23 protein-coding genes and 2 pseudogenes are annotated in these 26,081 nt (G+C 62.0%); 12 read left to right on the top strand and 13 right to left on the bottom strand.

Annotated elements, in window-relative coordinates; all coding sequences use genetic code 11:
- Positions 1 to 422 precede the first annotated feature (422 nt).
- From ACZ92H_RS21745 to ACZ92H_RS21755, 3 genes and pseudogenes are all read right to left on the bottom strand, one after another.
- A complete protein-coding gene (locus tag ACZ92H_RS21745) occupies positions 423 to 1,292 on the bottom strand; it encodes a DUF6624 domain-containing protein (RefSeq protein WP_465050992.1) in 870 nt (289 codons plus the stop codon).
- An 85-nt stretch (positions 1,293 to 1,377) separates the two neighbouring features.
- A pseudogene (locus ACZ92H_RS21750) lies at positions 1,378 to 2,000 on the bottom strand (ATP-binding cassette domain-containing protein); the annotation flags it as partial.
- Positions 1,995 to 2,794, bottom strand: a pseudogene (locus tag ACZ92H_RS21755) (transposase); the annotation flags it as partial. The pseudogenes ACZ92H_RS21750 and ACZ92H_RS21755, both read right to left, overlap by 6 nt.
- Before the next feature lie 74 nt (positions 2,795 to 2,868).
- Here ACZ92H_RS21755 and ACZ92H_RS21760 point away from each other — a divergent pair.
- The 4 genes from ACZ92H_RS21760 to ACZ92H_RS21775 all read left to right on the top strand — a co-directional run bounded on the left by ACZ92H_RS21760 (position 2,869) and on the right by ACZ92H_RS21775 (position 6,571).
- Positions 2,869 to 3,837 (top strand): cyclic GMP-AMP synthase DncV-like nucleotidyltransferase, encoded by a 969-nt coding sequence (locus ACZ92H_RS21760; protein WP_465050993.1) that lies wholly within the window; start codon positions 2,869 to 2,871, stop codon positions 3,835 to 3,837.
- A gap of 444 nt (positions 3,838 to 4,281) precedes the next feature.
- The gene (locus ACZ92H_RS21765; protein WP_465050994.1) at positions 4,282 to 5,070 is read left to right on the top strand and encodes a M48 family metalloprotease; all 789 of its coding nucleotides are present in this window, start codon (positions 4,282 to 4,284) and stop codon (positions 5,068 to 5,070) included.
- Positions 5,071 to 5,765: 695 nt separating this feature from the next.
- Complete coding sequence (locus tag ACZ92H_RS21770) at positions 5,766 to 5,981, top strand: DUF3079 domain-containing protein (protein WP_465050995.1); 216 nt, start codon at positions 5,766 to 5,768, stop codon at positions 5,979 to 5,981.
- A 95-nt stretch (positions 5,982 to 6,076) separates the two neighbouring features.
- Positions 6,077 to 6,571 carry a prolyl-tRNA synthetase associated domain-containing protein gene (locus ACZ92H_RS21775; RefSeq protein WP_465050996.1) on the top strand — a complete coding sequence of 165 codons (495 nt, stop codon included), beginning with the start codon at positions 6,077 to 6,079 and terminating at the stop codon, positions 6,569 to 6,571.
- Positions 6,572 to 6,611: 40 nt separating this feature from the next.
- On the opposite strand, the gene ACZ92H_RS21780 is transcribed toward ACZ92H_RS21775, so the two are convergent.
- Positions 6,612 to 7,757 carry an MFS transporter gene (locus ACZ92H_RS21780; protein WP_465051107.1) on the bottom strand — a complete coding sequence of 382 codons (1,146 nt, stop codon included), beginning with the start codon at positions 7,755 to 7,757 and terminating at the stop codon, positions 6,612 to 6,614.
- A 238-nt stretch (positions 7,758 to 7,995) separates the two neighbouring features.
- Here ACZ92H_RS21780 and ACZ92H_RS21785 point away from each other — a divergent pair, with 238 nt between their 5' ends.
- Positions 7,996 to 8,613 carry a TetR/AcrR family transcriptional regulator gene (locus ACZ92H_RS21785; protein ID WP_131377897.1) on the top strand — a complete coding sequence of 206 codons (618 nt, stop codon included), beginning with the start codon at positions 7,996 to 7,998 and terminating at the stop codon, positions 8,611 to 8,613.
- Here ACZ92H_RS21785 and ACZ92H_RS21790 read toward each other — a convergent pair.
- The 7 genes from ACZ92H_RS21790 to ACZ92H_RS21820 all read right to left on the bottom strand — a co-directional run bounded on the left by ACZ92H_RS21790 (position 8,610) and on the right by ACZ92H_RS21820 (position 16,119).
- Positions 8,610 to 9,080: a GNAT family N-acetyltransferase gene (locus tag ACZ92H_RS21790; RefSeq protein ID WP_465050997.1), complete on the bottom strand. Its 471-nt coding sequence runs from the start codon at positions 9,078 to 9,080 to the stop codon at positions 8,610 to 8,612. The two genes, ACZ92H_RS21785 and ACZ92H_RS21790, sit on opposite strands and share 4 nt — an antisense overlap.
- 52 nt (positions 9,081 to 9,132) lie before the next feature.
- Entirely contained in the window at positions 9,133 to 9,792 is a 660-nt protein-coding gene (locus ACZ92H_RS21795) for an XAC2610-related protein (RefSeq protein WP_465050998.1), read from the bottom strand.
- A 166-nt stretch (positions 9,793 to 9,958) separates the two neighbouring features.
- On the bottom strand, positions 9,959 to 10,150 hold the full coding sequence (locus ACZ92H_RS21800; RefSeq protein WP_465050999.1) for a hypothetical protein: 192 nt from the start codon (positions 10,148 to 10,150) through the stop codon (positions 9,959 to 9,961).
- Positions 10,151 to 10,165: 15 nt separating this feature from the next.
- On the bottom strand, positions 10,166 to 11,158 hold the full coding sequence (locus tag ACZ92H_RS21805; RefSeq protein ID WP_465051000.1) for a ribonuclease Z: 993 nt from the start codon (positions 11,156 to 11,158) through the stop codon (positions 10,166 to 10,168).
- 44 nt (positions 11,159 to 11,202) lie between these two features.
- Positions 11,203 to 12,699 (bottom strand): metal-dependent hydrolase family protein, encoded by a 1,497-nt coding sequence (locus tag ACZ92H_RS21810; protein WP_465051001.1) that lies wholly within the window; start codon positions 12,697 to 12,699, stop codon positions 11,203 to 11,205.
- Positions 12,700 to 12,886: 187 nt separating this feature from the next.
- On the bottom strand, positions 12,887 to 13,807 hold the full coding sequence (locus ACZ92H_RS21815; protein ID WP_465051002.1) for a bestrophin family protein: 921 nt from the start codon (positions 13,805 to 13,807) through the stop codon (positions 12,887 to 12,889).
- The gene (locus tag ACZ92H_RS21820) at positions 13,804 to 16,119 is read right to left on the bottom strand and encodes an FdhF/YdeP family oxidoreductase (protein ID WP_465051003.1); all 2,316 of its coding nucleotides are present in this window, start codon (positions 16,117 to 16,119) and stop codon (positions 13,804 to 13,806) included. The genes ACZ92H_RS21815 and ACZ92H_RS21820 overlap by 4 nt, the downstream gene beginning before the upstream one ends.
- A gap of 198 nt (positions 16,120 to 16,317) precedes the next feature.
- Here ACZ92H_RS21820 and ACZ92H_RS21825 point away from each other — a divergent pair, with 198 nt between their 5' ends.
- Both ACZ92H_RS21825 and moaA read left to right on the top strand, forming a co-directional pair.
- Positions 16,318 to 16,593, top strand: coding sequence for a helix-turn-helix domain-containing protein (locus tag ACZ92H_RS21825; protein WP_465051004.1), 276 nt, complete (start codon positions 16,318 to 16,320; stop codon positions 16,591 to 16,593).
- Between the two features lie 91 nt (positions 16,594 to 16,684).
- On the top strand, positions 16,685 to 17,788 hold the full coding sequence (gene moaA, locus ACZ92H_RS21830) for a GTP 3',8-cyclase MoaA (RefSeq protein WP_465051005.1): 1,104 nt from the start codon (positions 16,685 to 16,687) through the stop codon (positions 17,786 to 17,788).
- Positions 17,789 to 17,794: 6 nt separating this feature from the next.
- Here the strand turns inward: moaA and ACZ92H_RS21835 are convergent, their stop codons facing one another.
- The gene (locus tag ACZ92H_RS21835) at positions 17,795 to 19,216 is read right to left on the bottom strand and encodes an aminotransferase-like domain-containing protein (protein WP_465051006.1); all 1,422 of its coding nucleotides are present in this window, start codon (positions 19,214 to 19,216) and stop codon (positions 17,795 to 17,797) included.
- A gap of 159 nt (positions 19,217 to 19,375) precedes the next feature.
- Here ACZ92H_RS21835 and ACZ92H_RS21840 point away from each other — a divergent pair, with 159 nt between their 5' ends.
- From ACZ92H_RS21840 to ACZ92H_RS21860, 5 genes are all read left to right on the top strand, one after another.
- Positions 19,376 to 20,338 (top strand): Dyp-type peroxidase, encoded by a 963-nt coding sequence (locus ACZ92H_RS21840; RefSeq protein ID WP_465051007.1) that lies wholly within the window; start codon positions 19,376 to 19,378, stop codon positions 20,336 to 20,338.
- Positions 20,339 to 20,384: 46 nt separating this feature from the next.
- Positions 20,385 to 20,768 carry a hypothetical protein gene (locus ACZ92H_RS21845; protein ID WP_131377875.1) on the top strand — a complete coding sequence of 128 codons (384 nt, stop codon included), beginning with the start codon at positions 20,385 to 20,387 and terminating at the stop codon, positions 20,766 to 20,768.
- Between the two features lie 119 nt (positions 20,769 to 20,887).
- Entirely contained in the window at positions 20,888 to 22,723 is a 1,836-nt protein-coding gene (gene msbA, locus ACZ92H_RS21850) for a lipid A export permease/ATP-binding protein MsbA (protein WP_465051008.1), read from the top strand.
- Positions 22,724 to 22,882: 159 nt separating this feature from the next.
- The gene (locus tag ACZ92H_RS21855; RefSeq protein WP_465051009.1) at positions 22,883 to 24,013 is read left to right on the top strand and encodes a toxin-antitoxin system YwqK family antitoxin; all 1,131 of its coding nucleotides are present in this window, start codon (positions 22,883 to 22,885) and stop codon (positions 24,011 to 24,013) included.
- An 80-nt stretch (positions 24,014 to 24,093) separates the two neighbouring features.
- Entirely contained in the window at positions 24,094 to 24,597 is a 504-nt protein-coding gene (locus ACZ92H_RS21860; RefSeq protein WP_465051108.1) for a MarR family winged helix-turn-helix transcriptional regulator, read from the top strand.
- Here the strand turns inward: ACZ92H_RS21860 and ACZ92H_RS21865 are convergent.
- Positions 24,587 to 25,921, bottom strand: a complete 1,335-nt coding sequence (locus ACZ92H_RS21865; RefSeq protein WP_131377869.1) for a chloride channel protein — start codon at positions 25,919 to 25,921, stop codon at positions 24,587 to 24,589. The genes ACZ92H_RS21860 and ACZ92H_RS21865 overlap by 11 nt on opposite strands.
- Positions 25,922 to 26,081 lie beyond the last annotated feature (160 nt).

Consider the following 26,081-nt stretch of genomic DNA (forward strand, 5'->3'; position numbering starts at 1 on the left):
GATTTTCGACTGAACCAGTTACCACGACCGCCAACGCATCAGTCCGTGTCTGAATGGCAGACCTGACCCCGATGCCATTGACATAGCGGCCGGTCTTTGCAGACGAGACACCTGCCTGCTTGGCTCGCATGATTCGGTGGTACAAGACCATAGCCTGATGCCACCTGCCAGGTTCGCGCTCGCGGTAAGCCAGCGCTCTCGCTCGTACGCGACGGAGAGTGTTGCGCATGCTGCTGTCTCTGTCCACGATCAGCAGCACCAATTCACGCAGGTCCGACCGCAGCCGTACACTACAGAATGCGGTCCAGGATCAAGCGATTGAAAACTCTTGAAGTTGAGTATGGCGCGTTCAATGTGCGGGCATCGTAATCCACCGGATCGCTCTTCGGCTGGTTACCTGTGCGACAGAGCCGTTTAAGATTTTAGGGAGGAGACGATTGAATAACCTCGAGATATTGTGCATAGGACGACATACCCATGCTGAAGCGGCGGGCATCGATATTAGCAAAATCCTCGATCGGTTTGGGCTCGATGACGCCGTCCTCGCGCTTACGATACTGGGTGCCGTAGATTTGCATTTTATTGTCGTTGACAAGTACGCGATCGATCGACGTCGCGAGATTTGAAAGATTAATTTCATGTTTTCTTGCCGCTTTCTGCATCAACTCCAACCAGTGCCTTAATTGTTCAGCCGGTGAATGCTGAGCTATAAGCCAGGCTCCGCGCGCAGCCTGCGCCCCTACCATGGAATGCGTCGGCCAGCCTTTCTTTTCAATAATTTTCATCAATCGCTTTTGACGCAAACTATCATCAGTTTGCATCTGCTTCGTAGAGGTCGAATTCTGCCTCTCATTAGCCCAGGATCGCCGCATCACACTATCTTGCCGGCCCATTTCTAATAATTCGCGAGCAAGATTAGGTTCAGGTACCTGTCGTGGATAGACCAAAACTGGGAGTGGTATTGCGGTACGGGCATCGAATACAGGCTGAGGATCAGAATCCCACTCATACTCAGCAATCACAATACTGCAAGTGATGCCAGGCGGCAGATCGATATGATACCGACCACCTTCAATTTTACCTAGAATTCGCTCCCGTTGGTCTTGACAGTCGGCCAACACCGACAATTTCTCTGGAATCACTCCGGTCGAACTAAAAACCTGTCCGGAGAAATGGACTGAATCCACCAGCTCAAGTGATTTAGCACTTGTTGAAATTAAAATTAACGCTGCTGCGAGAGGGAAAATTATTTTATATATTCCAATTTTTTTTAAGTATGGTTTTTGTTGCATAAATATTCTCCAGTTTTTTACTATTTATGAATGGGAAACTGACTATAATATTTTAATCTGGCACGAGCGACCTGCTTTAAATGGGTTAGGCGGCGATTGAAGGTGTCGCGTCAGCCGGGCGCAGAATTTTTTCATCCTGTACCACTCGCCCCCCTACCAGCACAATTACCCGATCTGCCGATGCGATTGTTTCCGGGCGATGTGCGACAATTATTCGCGTTATATTGAGTGAACGCACTGCGGCGTTTACCTGACTCTCCTTACCAATATCAAGGTGACTAGTAGCCTCGTCAAGAACCAAGATGGTAGGACGTTTATACAAAGCTCGCGCAAGGAGGATCCGTTGCTTTTCCCCCCCCCCGATAGTACAGTACCCATGTCTCCTACCAAAGTATTGTACCCCATTGGCATTGCGTTAATTTCTTCTGCAATAGCAGCCATGGCAGCACATTCTGATATCCATGCTTGGTCTGGAAGTGGATCGAAAAAGCTGATATTTTCAGAAATAGAACCTGCAAACAATACGTCGTCTTGAAGAACTGTTCCAATCGTTCGGCGAAGTGCATTAATTCCGACCCGGCGAATGCTCGCCTTGCCTATAAGGACATCCCCTCCAGTTGGCGGCAGTATTCCTAAAAGAATATTTAATAGCGTACTTTTTCCGCAACCGGATGGTCCCGAAAGGGCAACAGATTCTCCAGGGTAAACGCCCGTGACCACGTCGCCATTATCGCAACCGATCTCGAAGCCGTCAGAACACCAGCGTCGATTCGATTCCTGCACAGCCACCACGCCGTCATGCACGCGCGCGCTCACGACCCGCTTAGGCGCTTTCGGGAGCAACAGCCGGTAAGCCTTCATGACACGGTAGAAGCGTTTGTGGTTGAACAGCGTGAGGCCAGCAGCCAGACGGCGACGATTGACCAGCGCGCCAGCGCGCCGATAACCGTACGTCGGCAATTGGCCAATCTCCGCACGTACAGCCTCCACCAAGGCAAGATCGGCAAGCACGTCGATCTGGCGCACGGTACGGCCATCAATCCAGTCCGAAGACCGCGTCATCAAATCCATAATGTGCGAGCGCGCCACGCCCAAGGCCTGGCAGACCGGCTTCACTGGTCGTCCTTTGGCAACAAGGGCGCGCGCGCAATCCACTTTTTTTCGCGAGCGAAGTCCACGGCTTCTTTCAAGATTTCCGCCTCCATGGTCTTCTTGCCCAGCATGCGCTGCAGCTGCGCGATTTGGGCCCGGGCAGCCGCCAGTTCGCTGGCCGGCACCACCGATTCGCCAGCATGGACCGCCACCAGGGCACCTTCCCGCTCCAGCTTGCGCCAGTTAAACAGCTGGCTCGCACTGATACCATGCTTACGCGCCACCAGCGAAACGCTCATCCCAGGCTCGTACGTTTCACGCACCAGCGCCGCCTTTTCAGCTGCGGACCACCGACGACGCTTCTCGTCGCTGACCGTTACCACCTCGATTGTTTGCTTGCTCTTAGTCATATGCCTAGTCCTATTCCTAGTCGTAAGGACAATGCATAGACTGTGTCCGGCGATTCAGGGGGCTATCTCACGACGTGTATGTTCAGGGTTCGTTTCGCTTGGGTACACCTATCCGTCCGGTGAATGACGACGAGCATTACGACATCGATTTGGTGTGCGAGCTGTCGTTTGGTAAGCATCAGGTAACGCAAAAAGAGCTTAAAAAAAAGCTTGGCGTCGAGATGAAGCTCTATGCTAAGCAACATGGTATGAAGGAGGTTTCTGAAGGGCGCCGATGCTGGACCCTCGATTATTCTGAAGGTGCGCAAGTTCACCTTGACGCGTTACCTGCTATTCCTGATGGCGAGGGAAGAAAAATTGCTCTGGAATCCTTGAGTCTTAGTTCTGATTGGTCGCAAACTGCAATCCCAATTACTGACACTGATTCTGCTAACTTCAGTGAACGGGCGGAAAGCTGGCCTCATAGCAACCCTCGTGGTTTTACCGAATGGTTCAAGTCAAGAATGGTTGTTGCTTTTAACGAGGAGCGGGCACAGCTTGCTCTTGAGGCTTGCGCAAACGTTGAAGACGTTCCTGAGCATGGCGTAAAAACGCCCCTGCAGCGTGTCATCCAGATTTTGAAGAGGCATCGCGACATCCGTTTTTCGTCAAGACCGGATGTTAAGCCAATCTCAGTGATTATCACGACGTTGGCTGCGAGAGCGTACGGAAATCAGCGTAATCTATCGGAGGCCTTAGCGCATATTTTGGATAATATGCATTTGCATATTAAAAAGCGTAACGGCATATGGTGGATAGAAAATCCGACTGACTCGGCTGAAAATTTCGCAGACAAATGGGAATCAAATCCTGAACGAGGCGAAGCATTTTTTGAATGGCTTGAATACGCTCATGAAGATTTTAAGGAAATCGCTTGCGAAAATAATCTGCACTTAATCTTAGAGTCGGCAACTGAGTCTTTCGGTGCTAGTGTTGCATCGGGGGCTGTTGGCAGGGTAGGCTTACCCTGTTACTACCCTGTTACCACAGTTCGACTGAGCTAGCTTCCAAGGCGGCCAATGCATCAGTTCGTGCCTTGATGGCAGACCTGCCCCCGTGACTGCGTGACTGACTGAGTGTCGTGACTGTGACCCTGTGACGGCGCTCGCGACTCTAGCGACCCTCTTGCGACTTTATGTATGGAACGATGGACTGCCTTTGGCACTCTAATGTTCTGCCGCTAGATATTGAAACTGCATGGTGCAATGGGGACGACACACAAGCTCCTAAATTCTCCCAATCGTAATATAATTTCACAATGGAAATTATTTTTCCTATTGAGTAATTTATTTGGTATAGACAAATTGAAGGCATGCATGGCTATTATTAATTCATAAGCGAAGTTCGCCAAGTACAGTCTCGTTGGGGCATGGGGATTTTTTATTATATCTTTATTAATTTTAATAATTTGCAAGAATTTCGCTGTTGCAGGACGGGTTACATCATCCTTGAGCGTACTGTGCGCCGCCTTGGGGATGCCATTGCTCATCACTGTTCAGTATTTTTATGATGCTGTTGAAAAGATATCTAGAGATCTCCATATTACTTTTGGCAACGAAGTAAGTGAGAGAATTGCGCCCTTGGTAGCACATTTGGATGAGGAAGTGCGAATCGGATCGTATCGTAGTGATGAAGCCAATGCTTTTACAATTTCTTCTGTATTTGGTAAAAAGGCATTAATTGCTTTTTCTTCCTGTTTGCTGGAAGCAGCTGATGATCGACAACTAATGGCGATTGCTGCGCACGAGATCGCCCATCTAAAAAATGGGGATTCGAAAAATAAAACCTATATTCTTGCTTTTAGTCACGCTGTTCGAATTTATCCGCACCTGCTGTCGGAATTGTCGAAGAGCGTGCTGAAAAGTGTAGCGATGGTACTGGCGGGAATGGCAGCTATTACTGTGCTGCTTGTGATTATATTTCCTGAAATTTCCGAGGAACTAAAAAGGGTGCCGTCGGCATTGAGAGGGTTTCTCCCCATATTAGTCTGGCCCGCTGGCGTAATTCTCGCTTACTTTTCGTTAAATCATGTCTTGAATCGCGCGTTCTTTGCCTACAGTCGGGAGCGTGAGTTTGTTGCCGACGCTGACGGTGCACTAATGACATCGTATCAAGATATGATGTCTGCGCTTTCTCTACTAGCTGAGAGTGAGGAGGGAGTCATCAGCGTATTCGACACTCACCCGGCATTTGAGAAGCGCCAGAAGCGACTTAATTCGTTAAAGGCACGTGGGTAAGTAGTAATACAGCCAGTTCTGCGGGGGCGAAGTCTACTGTTCAAATCCAGATTTTTACTGCATGAGCTATTCTGACCATTTTCAGGAACTTCTGCGCATTATAAGATCCGTGTACACCCTCGCCGAATCTCCGGCCCAAGACCTTGGGCGCGTCGCCAAGATCCGGGCGCTCAGCCTCGACCATTTCAAGCCCCACGTGGGCCTGAAAGGCAGCCACGGTCTGTTCGCCTTCGAAGAGTCGTGGGCAAGCATAAGGCCGGCGACTGCGGACGCTGACGGGCAGCATTGAGCGGACATATTTCGCGGGCCAAGATAGGCGCAGCAGTGACCGGGTCAACAGCCTCACCCTGCACTTGGCTGACGGGTCGACAGCGGAAGAAAGCATTTATGCGCGGCATAAGCAGGGCAGCAAGCTGCTCAGCCTATATCCGGTGCGACGGTGACAATGGTGTATGCGCTGGACGAGCTGAAGGCGCAGCAGGCGGCGTACGGCAGCATTCACTATACGCGGACCGTGCTGGGAGTTCCACATCTACCAGGAACGCGCAGGAATAACGTACGGTGTGCCATGCCGAAGTTCCACAATCCGTACAACCTTGACCCTGGACAAATTCCCCGCCGAAATTCGTTTGACCGCCTCCCCGCGCCCGGTCTAGAGTCGTCGCAGTGACTTCAACCGATCCCATTCGACGCCCATGGCCAAACCCTTTCCCTTGAACCCCAGGAACCCCGAGCGCATCTGCTGGGGCTGCGACAAGTATTGTCCGCCGGATGCCATGCGCTGCGGTAATGGTTCCGAGCGCACGCAGCATCCCATCGAGCTGTTTGGCGAAGGCTGGAATGACTGGGGGCTGGCGGCAACAGACAAGGAAGACATGGCAGGCGAGGAAGAGGATAAAAAGCAGTCTTGACGGCGATGGCAATGGCAATGGCAATGGCAAACTCACCGCCCGCCGCGGCGCGCCGCTACAATTGCCTTATCGTTCACCCATTCCAGGCAATTGCCATGCACCACACACTGTCCCGCTGGCTGGAAAGCAGCGCCGGCGATGATACGCTCGTCGAGCATCCGGCCGTGCACACCATCGAGGAAGCGCTGCGGCACGTACCGCCCATGCCCGGGCTGATGGTGAAAAACCTGTTCGTGCGCGATGAAAAGGGACGCCGGCATGTGCTCGTCATCGTGCCGTTCGACAAGCGCGTCGACCTGGTGGCGCTGGGGCGGCTGTTGCCGGCCAGTAAGCTGAGCATGGCTTCGCCCGAGCGCCTGCTGCGGTACCTGGGCATCGCGCCCGGTTCCGTCAGCCTGTTTGCGCTGTTGCACGACAGCGCGCAGGCGGTGGAGCTGGTGCTGGACCAGGGCGTGTGGGATGCGGATGCTGTGCAAGCCCATCCGCTGCGCAACACGGCGACAGTCGCGCTATCGCATGCCAGCTTGATTCGTTTCCTGGCGCATACGGGGCACGTGCCCCGCATCGTGAACGTGCCAGCCGCTAATTAAGAGCATTCAACCAAGCGCATCGGGCTAAGCGCATCGAGCTTCAATGCCCCGAGACGGGCGCGCCGCCGCTGCGCCGTCCCGGCCGGAAGCCATGCTCGCGCGCCGACCAGGCGATCACGAACGCCAGCAAGATCAATGCCGCCATGGCCCAGGGAAAGGCGGCCACGCCCCATGCTTGCAGCAGGGCGCCGCCCACCACGCCGGCGGCGGCGATGGCCCCATTCCACGCCACCACGTTCATCGACAGGGCCACGTCCGCGCCGCTGCCGGCCGTGTCGGCCAGCGCCGTTTGCAGCAAGGTGGCCGCGCCGCCGAACGTGAGGCCCCAGACGGCCACGGCAAGGTAGATCACGGCAGGCAGGTGCGATGCCACGCCCAGCACGAGCGCGGTGGCGGCGAACACGGCCAGGCTGACCAGCACGCTGCTGCGCAAATGGCGCTCGACCAGCTTGCCCGTGATCCAGATGCCGGCCAGGGCGGCGGCGCCGAAGACGAGCAGCACCAGGTCGACCCTGCCCGCCAGGCCGGCAGGCGCGACGAACGGGGCGATGTAGGTGTAGAGAATGTTATGCGCCAGCATCCAGGCGATGACGACGGCCAGCACGGCGCGCACGCCCGGCGTGGCGAAGACGCGGCGCAAGGGCATGCGCTCGTGCGCGGACTGGCCCGGGTAATCCGGCACTTTCGCCAGCACCCAGGCAATGAGGATCAGTGTCAGGCCGGAAATGATCCAGAAGGCGGCACGCCAGCCCACGAGCGAGCCGAGCAGGGTGCCCAGCGGCACGCCCAGCGACAGGGCGACAGGCGTGCCCACCATGGCCAGCGCCAGGGCGCGTCCTTGCTGCTGCGGCGTCACCATGCGCCGCGCGTAGCCGGCCAGCAAGCTCCAGGCCAGCCCGGCCGCCATGCCGGCAAAGAAGCGGGCCGCCAGGGTCAGCCAGTAGTGCGACGACAGCGCCGTGATGGTGTTGAACACGAGAAAGCCCACGATGGTGAGCAGCAGCACGTTGCGGCGGCGCCAGCCGCGCGTGGCAATCGTCAGCGGTATGGCCGCCAGCAATGATCCCAGCGCATATGCGGTGACCATTTGCCCGGCCAGCGCGGCGTTCACGGCCAATCCGGCGCTGATTTGCGGCAGCAAGCCGGCGGGCAAGGTTTCCGTGACGATGCAGATAAACCCCGTCATGGCCAGGGCCAGCAGGCCGGCGACGGGGAGGCGGTCGGCCAGCACAGGGCTGGCTCCGGTGGTGAGGGTGGCGTGATTCACGGCAAACATCCTTGTAAGGTGGCCAGGCGCAAGCGTGCCCCGGGCCGTTGTGGCGATATATATGTATCGATCGGTATAAATATAGGCGAGGGCGGGATGCGTTGTCAATGACTTCTGTATCGAGTAGTATGTAAGTGACGAAAAAAAGGAGTGGGTGATGGCGCAAATGGGACGGCCGCGCACGTTCGACCGGCAGGCGGCGGTGGAGCAGGCCATGTTTTTATTCTGGCAGCAAGGGTATGAATCGACTTCATTGAGCCAGCTCAAGGCGGCCCTGGGCGGCGGCATCTCCGCGCCCAGTTTTTATGCGGCATTCGGCTCGAAGGAAGCGCTGTTCCGCGAGTCGGCGCAATGCTATCTGGATACTTACGCGCGCGTGACGGAGTGCCTGTGGGACGATGGCCTGGCGCCGCGCGATGCCATCGAACTGGCCTTGCGCCAGTCGGCCAAAATGCAGTCCGAGCCGGGACATCCGCCCGGCTGCATGGTGGCGCTGGGCTGCATGAGCGCGCCGACGGCCGAGCACGCGGCCGTGGCTGAACCGCTCACGCAATCGCGCGCCCGCACGCGGGCCGGCTTCGTGCGCTGCGTCGCGCGCGGCATTGCCAGCGGAACCTTGTCTGCCGCGACGGATGCCGCGGCGCTGGCGGCCGTCTTCGACAGTTTCTTATCGGGCGTGTCCATCCAGGCGCGAGATGGCGTCGGCTACGCCGTGCATGACGCGGCCATTACACAGGTCTTGCGCGTGTGGGATGCCAGCCGCGCGACTGCTTAGGACGTAAAGCGGAACTCCAGTACTTCATCGCCATAGTGGTCCGTCTCGCCCGTGGAAGTCCAGCCCAGGTAGCGGTAAAAGCCGTACGAGCGCGAAGCGGGATCGTCGGAGCAGCCGAGGAACAGCCGTGCATGGCCTTGCGCGCGCAGCTCGGCCATGACCAGTTCCAGCAAGGTTTTTCCTGCGCCCAAGCCCTCGAACGGGGGCAAGAGCGCCAGCACGACAATTTCGCCCGTCGTGCGGTCGCCAAAGCAGTAGCCGGCCAGCTGGCTGTCTTGCAGGCAAACAAAGCCGGGCAGGTTGCCCGAGTCGATCATCGCGGCCCAGCTGCCGGCCGTGATGCCCGCTTCCGCCAGGCGTTCTTCGGAAACGGCGTTTTCCCGCGTCTGGCCGCGCATGGCGATAAACGCGGCCGTGTCGTCAGCACTGGCGGCGTGGAAGGTGAACGCTGCAGGATGTGTTGTCATGTGTCGTGTTCGATGGTGTCGAGTCAGTAGGAAGGATGGCCGGGGATGAACATCATTCCCAGGGCTTGCGCATGACTTGTGCGTGGCGCTGCCAGTCATAAATGGTTTTATTCTCCATTGCCTGCTGGCCGGGCTTGCTGGCATCGATGACTTCGTCCTTGACGAGTATCAAGGCCTGCTGGTCATTCAGGCGATATTCCCGGTAGCGCTCGCAATCCTGTTCCCGCCGCGCGATGGCGATCAATTTGCTGGCCTGCCACGCATAGCGGTCTTCATAGTAGCATTGCGCCGCGCAACCGCAATTGGCGATGCCGCCTTCGATGGTTTTCTGCGCCATGCTGATGTCCAGGTTCGGGATGGCCGACAGGGGCTTGTTGAAACGGTAGCGCTTTGCTTGCGCATCCCACAGCCACACATCGGAACAGCGGATGCGCCCCTGGCTATCCGTATACCCCGTGACCCACAGGTCGGCATGGCCGTCGAAATTCATGTCGGCCAGCAGCGCGTGCAAATTGCCCGTGCCGCCGCTGCTGCAGCGGCCGTTCACCCAGGCATTGCCGATCTTCAGCCGGTAAGTCTGTTGTTCAGCGTGGTTCGCGTAGCGGATATCGGCCGCTTGCCGCACGGTGCCCGATCCGGCTTTCTCCAGATGCAAGGTGCCGCAGCTGGCGGCAGTGGAAATCAATGACAGGAACAAGGCGATCAGTTTCATGGGGATATTTCGGGAAAACATAGGCACCTTGCGTGGATGGCATCATGCGGGGAACGCTCAGACGGCCCGAGCCGGCTCATGGGGCGGGACGCCCGCTTGCGCCGGGCATTCGCGGCAGACGGCGCGTTCCCGTGCGTGGGCGCGCAGTGCGATGCTGCAGGCGGGGTCATGCGCTGTCGGCTTGCTTGCTTTCCATTTCGGCCAGCAACTCATTGAGCACCGCGATGGCGCCGCTGATGCGCAGCAAGGTGTGTTCCAGCTCGCCCTTCTTCCGCTCCAGTTCCGCCAGCTGCCGTTGGCCGGCATCATGGTTGGCCTGCAATTCGCGTATGCGGCCCTGTATCAGTTGCTTGTCCATCCTGCTTCCTCCTTGTCAATGACTTGCCGCGACGCGGACCCTGCCATCGGCCGCCGCCAATTTGCTCAGTTTGCCTGTTGCATCAAGCTCATACGTATCAAAGTCGCGCGCCAGGAATAGCGTGCCCGTGTAATGCAGGCGGGCTTCCGCTTCCAGTTCGGCCATGCCGTCCGCGTTGTGATAGCGGGCGCTGAAGTGCGTGAGGATCAGCTTGGGCAGGCGCGCGGATTCCGCGAACTGTGCCACGCGCTGCACGGAACTGTGCGTGGGGCCGGGGCCTACTTTTTGCAGCATGGCTTCCGTGTAGGTGGCTTCATGCACGAGCAGCTGCGCATCGGCGCAGGCATCGGCCAGCAAGGAGGGCGTATCGTTGTCGCCGCCGATCACCACCGTGGCGCGCTCCGTGTCGACCTGGCGGAAGGTGGCGGCGGACAAGACCGTCCCATCGTCGAGCGTGGCATCCTGGCCAGCCTGTAATACGCCCCAGGCGGGACCGGGCGGCACGCCGGCCGCCAGCAGGGCCGCCTTGTCCATCTTCCATTTCGTCGTTTCCAATGCGAAGCGATACGCGACGCTGGGCGCGCGGTGCGACAGCGCGTGGCGCGAGACGGTCAAGCCCGCCTCCTGGTGAACGACCTGGGCGCTGTCGACGTCGATGTGGATCAGCGGATACGTCAGGAACAGTTCCGTATGCAGCAGGGTCGCGTCGATCCACGCCTTGACGGCGGCCGGGGCGATCAGCAGCAGGGGCTTCTTGCGGCCCGTCATGGAGGCGCTGGCCAGCAGGCCCGGCAGGCCATAGCTGTGGTCGCCATGCACGTGGGTGATGCAGATGCCGACCAGGTCGTGCACGGACAGGGCGATGCGCTGCAGCTGGTGCTGCGTCGCTTCGCCGCAATCGATCATCCACCAGTCGCGGTTGTGCGTGGTTTGCAGGGCCAGCGACGTGACGTTGCGGTGGCGCGTGGGCACGCCGGAAGAGGTGCCGAGAAAAGTCAGTTTGAACATCCGCGCATTATGCTGCAGCCACGTCCGCTTGCCAACGCCATTGCTTAGCCGGCAGCCAGCGGCGCACCCAGCTTGTCCTTGTAGATGCGGCCGTTTTTCATGATCAGCAGCAGATTTTCCTCCGGCTGGGCGAGGAAATCGAGGTTTTTCGTGGGGTCACCGTCGGCCACCAGCAAGTCGGCAAACGCGCCAGCGGCCAGCTTGCCCAGGGCGCCCGGATACGGCGAGCGCTGGCCGGACAGGGCCAGCAAGTCGCCGTTCTGCCCCGTCGCCTGCGCCAGCAGAACCAAGGGGTCGTAAAAGCGCGTGAGCTTGGCCAGCTGGCGCCCTTGCGTGGGCGTGTTTTTCGCGTTGAACAGGATGTCCGTGCCCCAGCCCGTGCGGATGCCGTATTTTTGCGCCAGCGCATAGGCTTTCACGGTGCCTTCGGCAACGATCTTCTGGCTGGCCCGGCGCGCCGCGTCGGGATACACATTGCTGTCTTCATCTTGCAGGAAGGGCTGCAAGCTCCACCAGGTGCCCGCGTCGCGCATCATGCGCACGGACTCGTCGTCGGCCAGCTGGCCGTGTTCGATGCTTTTCACGCCCGCGCGGATGGCCCGCCGTATGCCTTTCGGCGTGTAGACGTGGGCCATGACGTAGGTGCCCCAGTCGTCGGCCGCCTCCACGCCCGCGCGCAGTTCGCGCTCCGAGTACTGTGTGCTGTCGAGCGGGTCGTACAGGGAAGCGACGCCGCCGCCGGCCAGCATCTTGATCTGCGTCGCGCCCAGCATCAATTGCTCGCGCACGCGGCGCAGCACTTCCGCTTCGCCATCGGCGATCATGGCCATGCCCGCCGTTTCCGCCAGGCCCAGCGGCGCGTTGGCCGCGCGGGGAATGTCCGAGCGCAGGCGGAAGTCGCCGTGGCCCGAGGTTTGCGAGATCATGGCGCCCGACGGAAAGATGCGGGGGCCGTCGACGATGCCTTCATCGATGGCGCGTTTCAATGCAAAGGCCGGGCCGCCCGGATCGCGCACGGACGTAAAGCCGCGCAGCAGGGTGCGCCGCGCTTCCTGCGCCGCCACCAGGTACAGATAGCCGACGTCCGACGTCATGGCCGTCACCTGGCTGATGGCGGCCAGCATGGTGTGCCAGTGGGCGTCGATCAGGCCCGGCATCACCAGCTTGCCCTGGCAATCGATGACGCGCGCCCCTTCCACCTTCGCGCCGGCCGGCAGCAGGGCCGTGATCAGCGGTCCCGTCACCAGCACGTGGATGCCGGCGCGGGGGGGCTTGCCCGTGCCGTCGAAGAGGCGCAGGTTGGTCAGCAGCACGGGACGTTCGGCCGCCTGCGGCTGCTGGGCGATGGCGCCGCCGGCGGACAGGCCGATGAAGGGCGCCAGCATGGCGGCCGTGCCGCCGAGAAATTGCCGGCGCCGCATGTCCGCCATCACCCGCTGGTGCAGGATGGTGAAGACCGTGCCGCCGCAATCGCAGGCGCGCGGTTTCAAGCCGCCCGTCTGCCACCTGTCCGCCAGATGCTGCTCCTGTGCCAGTGCCATTGCGCCATCCTTTCATCGCTGCCGCGCCACCGTGCCGCGGACAAAAATTAATAATCGGAAACAATGATCATTGGAAGCCCGCAACGCAGGCAAGTCAAGCGTGCACTTGCTTTACGGCAAAGAATGTGGGATTCCCCCGAGCAGATCCATGCTGGCCCGCCTTTTGCCCATGCCCGCATTGCCCTGCCTAATCGAGCTGGTAGCGGGGGCAGGGCAGGATCCGTGGCGGCAGCGGCTGGCCATCCAGTTCCAGCAGCGAGCGCTCCGTTTCGCGCGTCATGGCGTTGAGTGCCAGGCAATTGGGCGCCAAGCCGAACGGTTCGGCGATCTGCTGCGCGATGGCTTCCAGCGCAAACAGGGTATACGCGACAAACACGGAGATGAGGGGCGTGGCCACGCCGATGGCATCGACCAGGCCCAGCGGCAGCAAAAAGCAATACATGTACACGGTGCGGTGCACCAGCACCCCGTACGGGTACGGGATCGGCGTGTTCTTGATGCGCTCGCAGCCGGCCACCGTGGCGGCCAGGTCGTTGAGCTGGGTATCGAGCATCCACAGCAGCTGCGCCTGGCCGCCCTGGCGCTGCGCGGCGTCGCGCAGCATGGCGCGCACCCAGTGCAGCAGGGCGATGGGCTGGTAGGCCATGGCTTGCAGGCGCCGCACGTCGTCGGGCGGCAGGTGGCGCGCCAGGTCTGGCAGCGCGTCCGTCTGGCGCAGCTGATGCTTGAGCGCATACGCGAAGGCAACGAGGCGGCGCAGCAGCAACTGGCGGTCCAGGCCGCTTGTTTCCTGCGGCAAATAGGTGATCGCCTGCGAGGCCAGCGCCCGCGCGGCGATCAGCAATTGTCCCCAGATATGCCGCGCCTCGGCAAAGCGCGCATAGCTGGCGTTGTTGCGAAAGCCGAGGAAGATCGCCAGGCTGATGCCGACCATGGGAAAGGGCGCCGTGTCGAGCGGAATCTTGACGCCGAAGATGCATCCGTCCGTCAGCAGGGCAAGCGAACTGATCACAAGCATCAGCAGCAATTGCGGCATGATGGCTTGCAGCACGGAGCCGTTCCAGACGAACAGCATGCGCAGCCAGTTCGAGGTGGAACGAACGATCACGCGCCGGCCCCGGCAGAGGGCGCCAGCAGCACGGGGATGGACTTGAACGTCGGCGTGCCCGAGCCGTGGCCCACGCTGTCGAGCGGCACCAGCGGATTGGTTTCCGGATAGTAGGCGCCGATGCAGCCACGGGGAATATCGTACTCGACGAGCAGGAAACGGTCGGCGCGGCGCTCGATGCCGTCATGCCACACGCCGATCAGGTCGACCCAGTCGCCGGCCGCAAAGCCCAGCATGGCCAGGTCGTCCCGGTTGATGAAGACGACCCGGCGCTGGCCGAACACGCCCCGGTAGCGGTCGTCCATGGCGTAGATGGTCGTGTTGTACTGGTCGTGCGAGCGCGTGGTCATCAGCACCATCAGGCGCTCGCCATACTGCTGGCGCGCGCGGCGGATCGGCGTATCGAGTTCGATGCCATTGACGAGGAATTGCGCCTTGCCGCTCGGCGTTTTCCACACCCGTTCACGCGAGGCGATGTTCAGGTGGAAGCCGCCCGGCTTGGCCACGCGCAGGTTGTAGTCGAAAAAGTCGTCGAATACCTGTTCGATGGAATCGCGCAGCAGCGCGTAGTCGCCGCCATAGCGCAGCCAGGCTATCTTCTCGCTGCCCAGGGTGGCGTGGGCCATGCCGGCCACGATGGCGATTTCCGAGCGCAAATTGGGCGAAGCGGGCTGGTTCATGCCGAACGAGATGTGCACCATGCTCATCGAATCTTCCACCGTCACGCCCTGCGCCACGCCGCCCTGCAGGTCGATTTCCGTGCGCCCCAGCGTCGGCAGGATCAGCGCATCCCTGCCATGCACCAGGTGGCTGCGGTTGAGCTTGGTGGCGATCTGCACGGTCAGGTCGCACGAGCGCAGCGCCTCCCAGGTGCGCGGCGTGTCCGGCGTGGCCATCAAGAAATTGCCGCCCAGCGCGACAAACACTTTCACTTTCTTTTCCAGCATGGCCTCGATGGTGCCGACGGCATCGTAGCCGTGGTGGCGCGGCGGCGCGAAACCGAACACCAGGCCCAGGCGGTCGAGGAAGGCCCCGGTGGGGCGCTCTTCGATGCCCATGGTGCGGTCGCCCTGCACGTTCGAGTGGCCGCGCACGGGGCACAGGCCAGCGCCGCGTTTGCCGATATTGCCGCGCATCATCATCAAGTTCGACAGGATCTGCACGGTGGCCACGGAATTTTTGTGCTGGGTCACGCCCATGCCCCAGGTGGCAATGACGGCCTTGCCTTTCACATAGATCTGCGTGAGTTCTTCGACCTTGTCGCGCGCCACGCCCGATTCGGCCAGCAGCAAGTCCCAGCTTTCGGCGCGCAGGTCGGCCGCGAAGGCCGCGAAGCCGCTCGTGTGCTCGGCGATGAAAGCGCAGTCGAGCACGCGCTCCTGGCCATGCGCGATGGCCTCGTCGTCCAGTTCCAGCACGCGCTTGGCCATGGCCTTGATCAGCGCGAAATCGCCGCCCAGGGTCGGGCAGATGAACAGCGAGCAAATGTTCGTGCTGCCGCCCGTGAGCATTTCCAGCGGATGCTGCGGGCTGGTGAAGCGTTCCAGGCCCCGCTCGTGCAGCGGGTTGATGGAGACGATGACGGCGCCGCGGCGCGACGCGTCGCGCAATTCGCCCAGCATGCGCGGATGGTTGGTGGCCGGATTCTGGCCGAACAGCAGCAGGGTGTCGGCATGCTCGAAGTCGTCGAGCACCACCGTGCCCTTGCCGACGCCGACGGTGTCCGGCAAGCCGCGGCTGGTGGCTTCATGGCACAGGTTGGAACAGTCGGGGAAGTTGTTGGTGCCGTAGGCGCGCACGAAGAGCTGATACAGGAAGGCTGCCTCGTTGCTGGCGCGTCCCGACGTATAGAAGGCGGCCTGGTCCGGGTCGTCCAGCGCCTGCAGGTGATGCGCCACCAGCGCGTACGCGGCGTCCCAGGAAATGGGCAGGTATTTGTCGCTGGCGGCGTCGTATACCACGGGGTCCGTCAGGCGGCCATGCTGTTCCAGCGCATAGTCCGATTGCAGCATCAGTTCCGTGACGGTATGTTGCTGGAAAAATGCGGGACGCACGCGCTTGCTCGTCGATTCGGCGGCCACGGCCTTGACGCCGTTTTCGCAGAATTCAAACGTCGACGCATGCTCGCGGTCGGGCCAGGCGCAGCCGGGGCAGTCGAAGCCGTCGGGCTGGTTCTGCTCGAACAGCGCGCGGTAGTTGCCGGCGCCGACTTTTTCCTTGAGCAGGTTGATGGCCACGTACTTGAGCGCCCCCCAGCCGGCGGCAGGATGGGTGTAGGGCGCGATGCGCGCGTCGGACTTTGGCTTGCTCATGCTGACTCTCCTGATGATATGCGATGGGACACCCACATGGTAAGCGTGGCGCGCTGCCCCGCAGGCGCACAGTTCCGGGCAAAAAAACAGAGTACAGATGGCAAAACGCGGACCTGCGCCACGCCAGCCCCGGCCGTGATCTATGATGCGGGCAAGGGAAGTGTATCGCGCATTTCCCGTCTTGAACGGGGGAAGAACATGCAACAGGAAGACGGGGTGGACGCGGCCCTGGTAGCGCTGCTGGCGCTGCTGTGGGAAGCGCGGCAGGCTGCGCCGGACAAGCCCTGGTCGCTGGCCAAGCTGGCCAAGCGGGCAGGGGTACAGATGAGCACTCTGCTGCGCCAGCTCAATGCGCTGTCCAGCGCGGGGCTGGCCATCGTGGCCACGGCGGAGAACGGCGGCGGCAGCGCCTTCCTCAGCCCGGCAGGTGCCCAGCTGTGCGCCACGGTGCTTGCCGCGCCGCCGGCGCCGTAGATGCGCGGTCCGGCCCGTCTGTACTCCATCGGCGGGCGCCGGACTGTACCTCCCTGACGGTCCGCATCCCGCTTATGCTGGGCACCGACGCATGCACACATCAAGGGGAAGTACAGTGAACACCATCGGGTATCCGCAGCCAGTCATCTGGCAGCCAGACAATGTTGCGCCATGCGTGGACCTGCTGGGCCGTCCATTGACGGACTTGCGCATTTCCGTCATCGACCGGTGCAACTTCCGCTGCACCTATTGCATGCCGGCCGAGCTGTACCCCGGCGACTACCCGTTCCTGCCATCGGGCCAGCGCCTGTCCTTCGAGCAGATCGTGGCCATGGCGCGCGCCTTCGTGCGCCTCGGCGTGGATAAAATCCGCATCACGGGCGGCGAGCCGCTGCTGCGCAAGAACCTGGAGCAGTTGATTGAGCGCCTGGCGCGCCTGACCACGCCGGACGGGCGCGCCGTCAGCATTGCCCTGACGACGAACGGCAGCTTGCTGGCGGCCAAGGCGCGCGCGCTGAAGGATGCGGGACTGGAACGGGTCACCGTCAGCCTCGACAGCCTGGACAATGCGATTTTCCAGCGCATGAACGGCGTCGGCTTTCCCGTCGAAAAAGTGCTGCAGGGGATCGCGGCCGCGCAGGCGGCAGGATTGCATCCCGTGAAGGTCAACATGGTGGTGCAAAAAGGCGTCAACGACAGCCAGATCCTGCCGCTGGCGCGCTACTTCCGCCATACGGGCGCGATCCTGCGCCTGATCGAATTCATGGACGTGGGCGGCATCGGCGCCTGGTCGCGCACGCATGTGCTCACGTCGGAGGCGGCGCGCGCGCGGATTGCCGCCGAATTTCCCCTCGCGCCGCTGGGCGAAGGCAAGCCTGTCATGCACGAGACGGCCAGCCGCTACCGTTATGTGGATGGCGGCGGCGAAGTGGGCTTCATTTCCAGCGTGTCGCAGCCGTTCTGCGGCGACTGCAGCCGCGTGCGCGTATCGTCGGATGGCCAGCTGTTTAGCTGTCTGTTCGCCCGCGACGGACTCGACCTGCGGCCGCACCTTGACACAGCGCAAGGGCTGGAAACCGTGCTGCGCCAGCACTGGCAGCGGCGTGGCGACCGCTATTCGGAATTGCGCGGCGCCGTGCCGCAGGGCGCGCGCAAGGCTTATCCCACCGTGCGCATGTCGCTGGTGGGCGGGTAGGCGTGATTACAGGAATTCGGTGATCAGCTTGCCCAGCAAAATGATGGCCTGCTCCATCTCCACGCTCCACGGGTAGCTGTAATTGAGACGGATACAGTGCTTGTAGGCATGGCTGACGGAAAACATGCGCCCCGGCCCCACCGTGATGCGGCATTCCAGCGCGCGCCGGTACAGCTGCATGGCGTCGACCTTGGCGGGCAATTCCACCCACAGCACATAGCCGCCCTGCGGGTGCGAGATCCTGGTGCCGGCAGGGAAGAAGCGCTGCACGGCGGCGGCCATGATGCGCGCCTGTTGCGCATACGCCTTGCGCACGCGGCGCAAGTGCTGCTCGTAGCCATCGTTTTGCAGGTACTCGGCAATGGCCAGCTGCGGAAACGAGGAGGTGGCCAGGGTATTGAGGAATTTGAGTTCCTCCACCTTGCCGCGATAGCGGCCGGCCAGCGCCCAGCCTATGCGCTGCGCCGAACTGAGGCTCTTGGAAAACGAGGAGCAATGCAGCACCATGCCCTTGCGGTCGAACGATTTGAGCGACGACGGGTGGGCGTCGCCGAAATACAGTTCGTTGTAGACGCCGTTTTCGACGGCGGGCACGTCGTGCTGCTCCAGCAGCTGGTACAAGGCCCGCTTGCGCTGGTCCGACATCTGGAAGCCCAGGGGATTCTGGAAGTTCGGCATCACCATGACGGCGGCGATCGGCTGGCGGGCCATGATGTCCGCCAGCGCCTCGATGCTGATGCCGTCATACGGATCCGTGGACACTTCCACCACCTTCATGCCCAGGCGCTCGACGGCCATCAGCATGGCATAGAAGGCGGGCGATTCGACGGCGATGGTGTCGCCCGGCCTGGCCACGGCTTGCAGGCACAGGTTGATGGCTTCGGTGGCGCCCACGGTGACGATGATTTCGTCGGGATCGACGGCCAGGCCGTTTTCCAGGTAGCGGCGGGCGATCTCGCGTATCAGCTGCGGGTTGCCTGGCGGCAGGTCGTCCGTCATGTTCCAGTCCCGGTTGCGGCGCGCCACGGCGCTCGCATACTGATTGATGCGTTCCCAGGGGAACAGGGCCGGATCGGGGTAGGGCGAGCCCAGCGGGATGGCGTCGTGCAAGCCGATCGAGCGCAGCGTCGACAGCACCAGGCGGCTCACGTGCACCTCGGCCGGCACGGGGCTGGGCTGCGATGCCTGCATGCACAGGTCGGCGGTTTGCGCCTCGCCCGCGCGGGGGCGCACGAAATAGCCGGACTGCGGGCGGCTTTCGATCACGCCCATGCTTTCCAGCTTGACGTAGGCGCGCAGCACCGTGGTGATGCTCAGCTTGTGCTGCTGGCTGGTCTGGCGCACGGAAGGAATGCGTTCGCCGGGCAAGAGCACGCCCTTGGCTACCAGTTGCTCGATATCGTCAACGAGCTTTTCATACAGTTTCATGCAACGCCACCCATTCTTTGATTCTTGCTCTACGTCATTGCATTATCTTCCAATTCACGGCGTGCATGGCGTCCAACATGGCATGTTGCCGGAATGAAACCGGCATGTGGCGCGACCTGGTTTAATATCGAGACAGAAAATGGAAAAGGAACATCTGCCATGGCAATTCCACAAAGCATGCTGTCCGTCGTCGCGCGCGACGAAGTGCATTTGCAGCTCACTATCAAGGCGGGCATCGAACCGCGGCAGCTGTTCGGGGTGCTGGGCAAGCTGTGGGAGTCCGGGCTGACGGGCATCCTGGATCCCACCCTGAACCGCCACCATCAGTTGACGGGTGGCACGGCCAATGTGGTGCTGGGCTTCAGGCCCGAGCTGTGGCGCGCGACCTGTCCGGGCGGCGTGCCCGACAACATGGCGTCATTCGGACAGGACCTGGTGGGCGCCAACGGCAAGACGGCGCCGGCCAGCCAGCATGATTTCTGGGTCTGGATCACGCAGACGAACGCCGCCACCCTGTACGACAGCATGCGCGCGGCGCTCACCTTGCTGGGTCCCTTTGCGGAACTGGCCAGCGAGCAGGTGTGTTTTCCCTACCATAATAATGTGACGTTCGACGGCTTTGCCGACGGCGTCGCCAACCCGAATCCGTTCCGCGCCAACGCCGTGGCCATCATTCCGGATGGCGAGGCGGGCGCGGGCGGGTCCACCGTGCTGCTGCAGAAATGGCGCATGGACGTGGAACGCCTGCGCGCCTTGCCCGTGCGCGCGGCCGAGCAGGTATGGGGCCGCACCAAGGCGGGCAGCCATGAATTGTCGCCCTTGCCCGTGGATTCCCACGTGGGGCGCAACCAGTTTCTGCGCGATGGCGAGGAAGTCGATATCGTGCGCCGCAATGCCAATTATGCCAATGCCAGCGAGGCGGGCATCATGTTCGTCGGTTTTTGCAAGGACATCACGGTGACGATGGGCATGCTGCGGCAAATGTATGGCGTAGGCTATGATGGCGTATTGAAAACAGACAGGCTGCTGGAGTTTTCCACGGCCTTGTCGTCGGCTATCTATTTTGTCCCCAGCATCGATGCATTGTTGAAAATGGGCATTTCGCCGCACGATCCCGGCTGAGGGCCTGGCCAGCAGTTCCCAATTACCACCTTACAAGGAGCATTCCATGCGCATTCACCCCAGCAAATTGTTGTCCGCCCTGATCCTCGGCAGCGCCGTCTTCAGCGCCAGCGCCTCGGCCGTCGGCCTGGGTTTCCTGGCCGATACGCCGATGGCCTACCTGAACAAGAACGACAAGCCCGTCTTCGTGAAAGCCGTCACCGACGTGCTGAACGAGAAAAAAGATGGCGAAACGACGCAATGGAGCAATGAAGGCTTGCGCAATTCCGTGCGCATCAATGCCGAGATCACTGCCAGCGATACGGAAAAGACGGATGCGCAAACCTGCCGCAAGGTGCACGTGGCCTTGAATGCCAAGGGCCAGGAACAATCCCTGAAGCTGAAAGTGTGCAAGGCCGGCACGCAGGGCTGGAAAGTGGCAAAGACGTAAATTGTAAATTTCGCATGTTTTTCGTGCCGGGGAAATCCCCGGCACGTTGACGACTTTCTCATGGGGAAGCCGCACAAGCGGTAGAATCACGCTTTCCCTTATTCTTTCCCCCCATCTACATGCAGCAAAGTCGCCTCCTGTTTTTCCGCCTGGTCGGCCAGTTTCGCCGCTATGGCGCCATCGTTGCCGCCACTTTGCTGGCGGTGGGCGTGGCGTCCGCCACTGATGTGTTGCTGATCCGCCAGTTGCAAAGCGTTGTCGATGCCATGCGCGAGACGGCCAGCGCGCAGGTCGCGCCCACCTCCGGCATGATGGGCATGTTGCAGGGCTGGGTGGACCGCTTCCTGCCGGCCCAGGCGGGACAGGTGGACTTGTGGGTGATTCCCGCCACCATCCTTGGCCTGGCGGCGCTGCGCATGGTTTCGAGTTTTTCCGGTGATTACGGCTCCGTATGGCTGTCGAGCCGGGTGCAGGCCGACCTGCGCGAACAGATGTTCGCCACCATCATGCGCCTGCCCAGCCGCTTTTTCGATACCACCACCACCAGTCTGACGCAGTCGCGCGTGGCCTTCGACGCCAGCCAGGTGTCGCAGGCGGGCTTGAACGTGCTCAACGTGATGGTGCGCGATTCCGTCGCCACCCTGGGCTATTTGATCCTGCTGTTCAGCATCGATGTGAAACTGGCCCTGTTCTGCATGGCCTCCATGCCCATCGTGGCCATCGTCGTGACCCTGGCGGGGCGGCGCATGCGCCACCTGAGCAAGAGTTCGCAGCAAGCCGTGGGCGAGCTGACGTCCGTGCTGGACGAAAGCATCGGCGGCCAGCGCGTGGTGAAGATTTTTGGCGGACAGGCGTATGAGCAGGCGCGTTTCGTCGACGTGGTCAAGCGCAACCGCCAGCTGGCCGTCAAGCATGCGGCCACCTCGGCCATGAATTCCGGCTTCATCATGATGCTGGTCGGCATTACCTTGTCGTCCGTGATTTATTTCGCCATGCTGCGCGCGCAAAGCGGCGCCATCACGCCGGGCGCCTTCGTCGCCTTCATGGGCGCGCTGATGGCCATGCAGTCGCCGATCAAGAACCTGACCAAGATCAATGAGCCCCTGCAGCGGGGCCTGGCGGCTGCCGAGTCCGTCTTCAGCCTGATCGACACGCCGCTGGAACCGGACCCGGGCACGGTGGCGCCGGCCACGGTCGAGGGCAACCTGTCGCTGCAAAACGTGAGTTTCCGCTACAACAGCGACGATCCCGACGCGCCCACGGCCTTGAGCAATATCTCGCTCGACATCCGCGCCGGCGAAACGGTGGCCCTGGTGGGCGGTTCCGGCGGCGGCAAGACCACCTTGCTGGGCTTGCTGCCGCGCTTCTATGACGTCAGCAGCGGCCAGATCCTGCTTGACGGCGTGGACTTGCGCGACTATTCCCTGCTGGCCTTGCGGCGCCAGTTCGCCCTCGTCAGCCAGGATGTGATCCTCTTCAACGACACCATGGCGGCGAACATCGCGTATGGCGACCCGGCGCCGGACCAGGCCCGCATCGAAGCGTCGGCGCGCGCCGCCTACGCCCACGATTTCATCATGCAATTGCCGCAAGGCTATGCGACCCAGGCGGGCCAGAACGGTTCGCGCCTGTCGGGCGGACAGCGCCAGCGCCTGGCCATCGCGCGCGCCCTGTACAAGGATGCGCCGATTCTGCTGCTGGACGAAGCCACCAGCGCGCTGGACACGGAATCGGAGCGTTCGGTGCAGGCGGCGCTGGAAGTGCTGATGCGCAACCGCACCACCATCGTCATCGCCCACCGTTTGTCGACCATCGAGAGCGCCGACCGCATCGTCGTCATGCAGGGCGGCCGCCTGGTGGAATCGGGCAGCCATGCGGCCTTGCTGCAGCAGGCCGGCGCGTATGCGCGCCTGCATGCGAGCCAGCTGTCGCCGCACAAGGAAAGCGTGGGCTGACGGGCGGCGCGCCTGCCGCGTCAAGACAACTCCCCAGGCCGGGGCCGGACCAGCAGGTGCGGTCCCGGTTTTTCATTGCGGGCGCGGCAATCGTGCCCGTGGCGCAGGGCGCCTGCCTTTATCATGTCACCCGCAAGGCAACATTTCCAATGGATTAAGATGAAGAATCAACACACGCCGCGCTGGCTGCTGGCCGCCGCGCTGGGCACGAGCGCGGCCTTGCCGCTGGCGGCGCAGGCCCACGCGCCGTTGCCGGCAACGGCATCCGGGCAGGCGCAACAGGAAGAGCAGACCATGTACCTGGATGAAAATTTCGTACCCAGCAGCCAGGGCCGCGCCGCGTATGCGCTGCGCACGCCGCCCGTGCGCGACGCGGCGCTGGGCGCCTGGCATGTGCGGCTCGAATTTCCCGGCACGCCGGGCGTGCTGGCCTTTGAAACCTATGCCACGGACCTGGACCTGAGCCAGGTCAAGTTCGTGAAGTTCCGCAAGTACTACTACGAAAATGGCCAGCTGCTGCGCGAAACCTGTTTCGATGCCCGGGGCGAGAAGCTGCCCGGCGGCAGCGTGTACTACGAGAATGGCCAGCTCAAGCAGAAGGTGACGCCGCTGCCGAACGGGCGCGACAGCATCTCGGAAACGTATCACGAGAATGGCCGGCTGATGAACCGCACGCTATATCACGGCGACGCGATGGCCGATGGCGAACAGGTGTCCTATGGCGCGAACGGGGCCGTCAGCAGCCGCTCGTATCAACGCAATGGCCAGCTGGACGGCGTGGAAGAATCGTTTTATGCCGACGGCAAGCCGTTCCGGCGGGGGCAGTTTGTCGATGGCAAGCGCGAGGGCGAGTTTGTCATGCTGGCCAGGGATGGCAGCGTGCTGGCCCGCACCGTGTGGGTGCACGGCCAGCCCGACGGCTGGTCGTTTGAAAGCCATGGCAATGGGGTGTTGTCGAACAAGACCCTGTACCAGAAAGGTGCCGTGCTCAGCTTGCAAACGTGGGGGCCGGATGGCCAGCCCAAATTTGCATGGCAGAAAGACGCGCAGGGGCGCGACCATGGCGATACGACTGATTGGCATGCCAACGGCGTGCGCGCCAGCGTGACCCCGTTTGTCGACGGCCAGCGCCACGGCTTGCTGCAGACTTGGTACAGCGATGGCAGTCTGCGGCAGATCGTGCCGTACGAACACGGCAGCAAGCATGGCATCGAGCGGCAGTGGGACAAGGCCGGCAAGCTGGTGCTGGAGCAGGCGTGGCGCGAGGGTCAGGCCATCAGCGGCAGTTAGTGGGGCGCCGCCATTGCAGGTATCATGTACGGATTCCGGTCCGCCAGCAGGCGTGATGCCGGAGCAGATAAGTGGAGGCAATGGTGGTGGAAGCGGAAGTCGTGGAAGTAACGGCGGTGGCCAGGGCGCAAAGCCTGGCCTTGCAAAACATGCGCGTGGTCATGCGCGCGGCGCAGCGGCACTCGGCGCAGATCGAGAAGCAGTGCGGGGTGTCGGGCGCGCAATTGTGGGTGATGCAGGAATTGCTGGAGCGGCCAGGCTTGCGCATGGGCGAGCTGGCAAGCAAGATGTCTATCCACCAGACGACGGCCAGCAACCTGGTCGAGGCGCTGGTGAAAAAAACCTTCGTGCGCAAGGCGCGCGACCAGCCCGACCAGCGCGTGGTCACCTTGACCCTGACGGCGCAAGGCCAGGCCGTGATCGCCGGCGCGCCGCAGCCGGCGCGCGGTTTGCTGCCCAGTGCCCTGGCCCAGCTGGACGCCGCCAGCCTGGCGCAGCTGAACCAGGGCTTGAGCGCCCTGCTGGCCGTCGTCGCTCCCGGCGACCGGCAAGGCGGCATGCAGCCGTTTCCCTTTACGATGTAAGGTCGCGCCCCGCTTGCGGCAAACGCTGCAGCTGCAGCTGCGCCAGCGCGCCGTACAGCGGTTCGCTGAGCACGCGCGAGACGGTGCTGGCCACCACGGCGCAGGCCATCAGGCTGAGCACCATGCCGTGGCCGTCGACCATTTCCATGACAATGATGAAGGCCGTCAGCGGCGCCTGCGTGGCGGCCGCCAGGAAGCCCACCATGCCCAGCGCGATCAGGGCGGGCGCATGCGGATAGTGCAGCAGCACGGCGATATCGTGGCCGATGCCGGCACCGATGGCCAGCGACGGGGCGAAAATGCCTGCCGGCACGCCCGACCAGACGGTCAGCCACGTCGCCACATACTTGAAAGCGACAAAGGCGGGCGCCACGTCGGACGCGCCTTCCAGCATGGCGCGCGTGGCCACGGTGCCGCTGCCGAATGTGGCGCCATGGCTGGCGATGCCGATGGCCGCCACAAGCAGGCCGCAGACGGCGGCGAACAGCACGGGACGGTGCTTTCGCCACGCGGACAGCCTGCCCAGCGGATTGCCCCTGCTCGACGCCAGCAGCAGGCGCGCGAAGAGGCCGCCCGCCACGCCCGCCACCAGAGTCACGAGCAGCCCGGGCAGGGCCAGCGCCAGGCCGATGGGGCCCGGATGGATGATGCCGAAGTGGGTGGCGTTGCCGTGGATGGAGACGGCCATCATGCCGGCCAGCACGATGCCGGCGACGATGAGGCCGCTGTTCCGCTGCTCGGGCGAGCGCGACAGTTCTTCGATGGCGAACATGACGCCCGCCAGCGGCGTGTTGAAGGCGGCCGCGATGCCGGCCGCGCCGCCGGCCACCAGCAGCGAATGGGCGCTCACTTGCGAGTGGCGCGGCAGCCAGCGCCGCGCGGCCAGCATCACGCCGGCGGCGATTTGCACGGAGGGGCCTTCGCGTCCCAGCGACAAGCCGCCCAGCAAGCCGCCCGCCGTCAGCAGGATCTTCGCGGCGCTGAGTCTCAGGGAGACGAACAGCGGGCGCTGCTCGGGCGCCACGGCCGGGTCCAGCGTGGCCATCACTTGCGGAATGCCGGAGCCGGCCGCGCCCATGGCGTAGCGGCGTGTCAGCCATACCAGCACGGCGGCGCAGACGGGCGTCCACAGCAGGGCGAACCACCAGGCCTTGCCGTTAAAAAACAGGAACAGGTCGAGCGCTTCCTCCGCCAGCCATGTAAATCCCACGACGACGAGGCCGGCGATGGCGGCCATGCCGACCACGACGGCGCGCGACCACCACAGGCGCGGGTTGGCAAATTCATGCTTGAAAGCAGAGGGGATGTCGTGCAAATGCTTCATTGCGGCAAGTCCTGAGTAGGGCGCGCAGGGCGTCGGGGAGGCTTGCCATTATAGCGATATATTTGCTCGAATGTTTTACTCTGCCTTATTTGTGGGCAATGGACGACAGCAGGTCCGGTCCGCTTCGGCCAGGAAATCGACCAGCGCCCGCACCTTGGGC

This window comes from Janthinobacterium foliorum, from assembly GCF_978021625.1.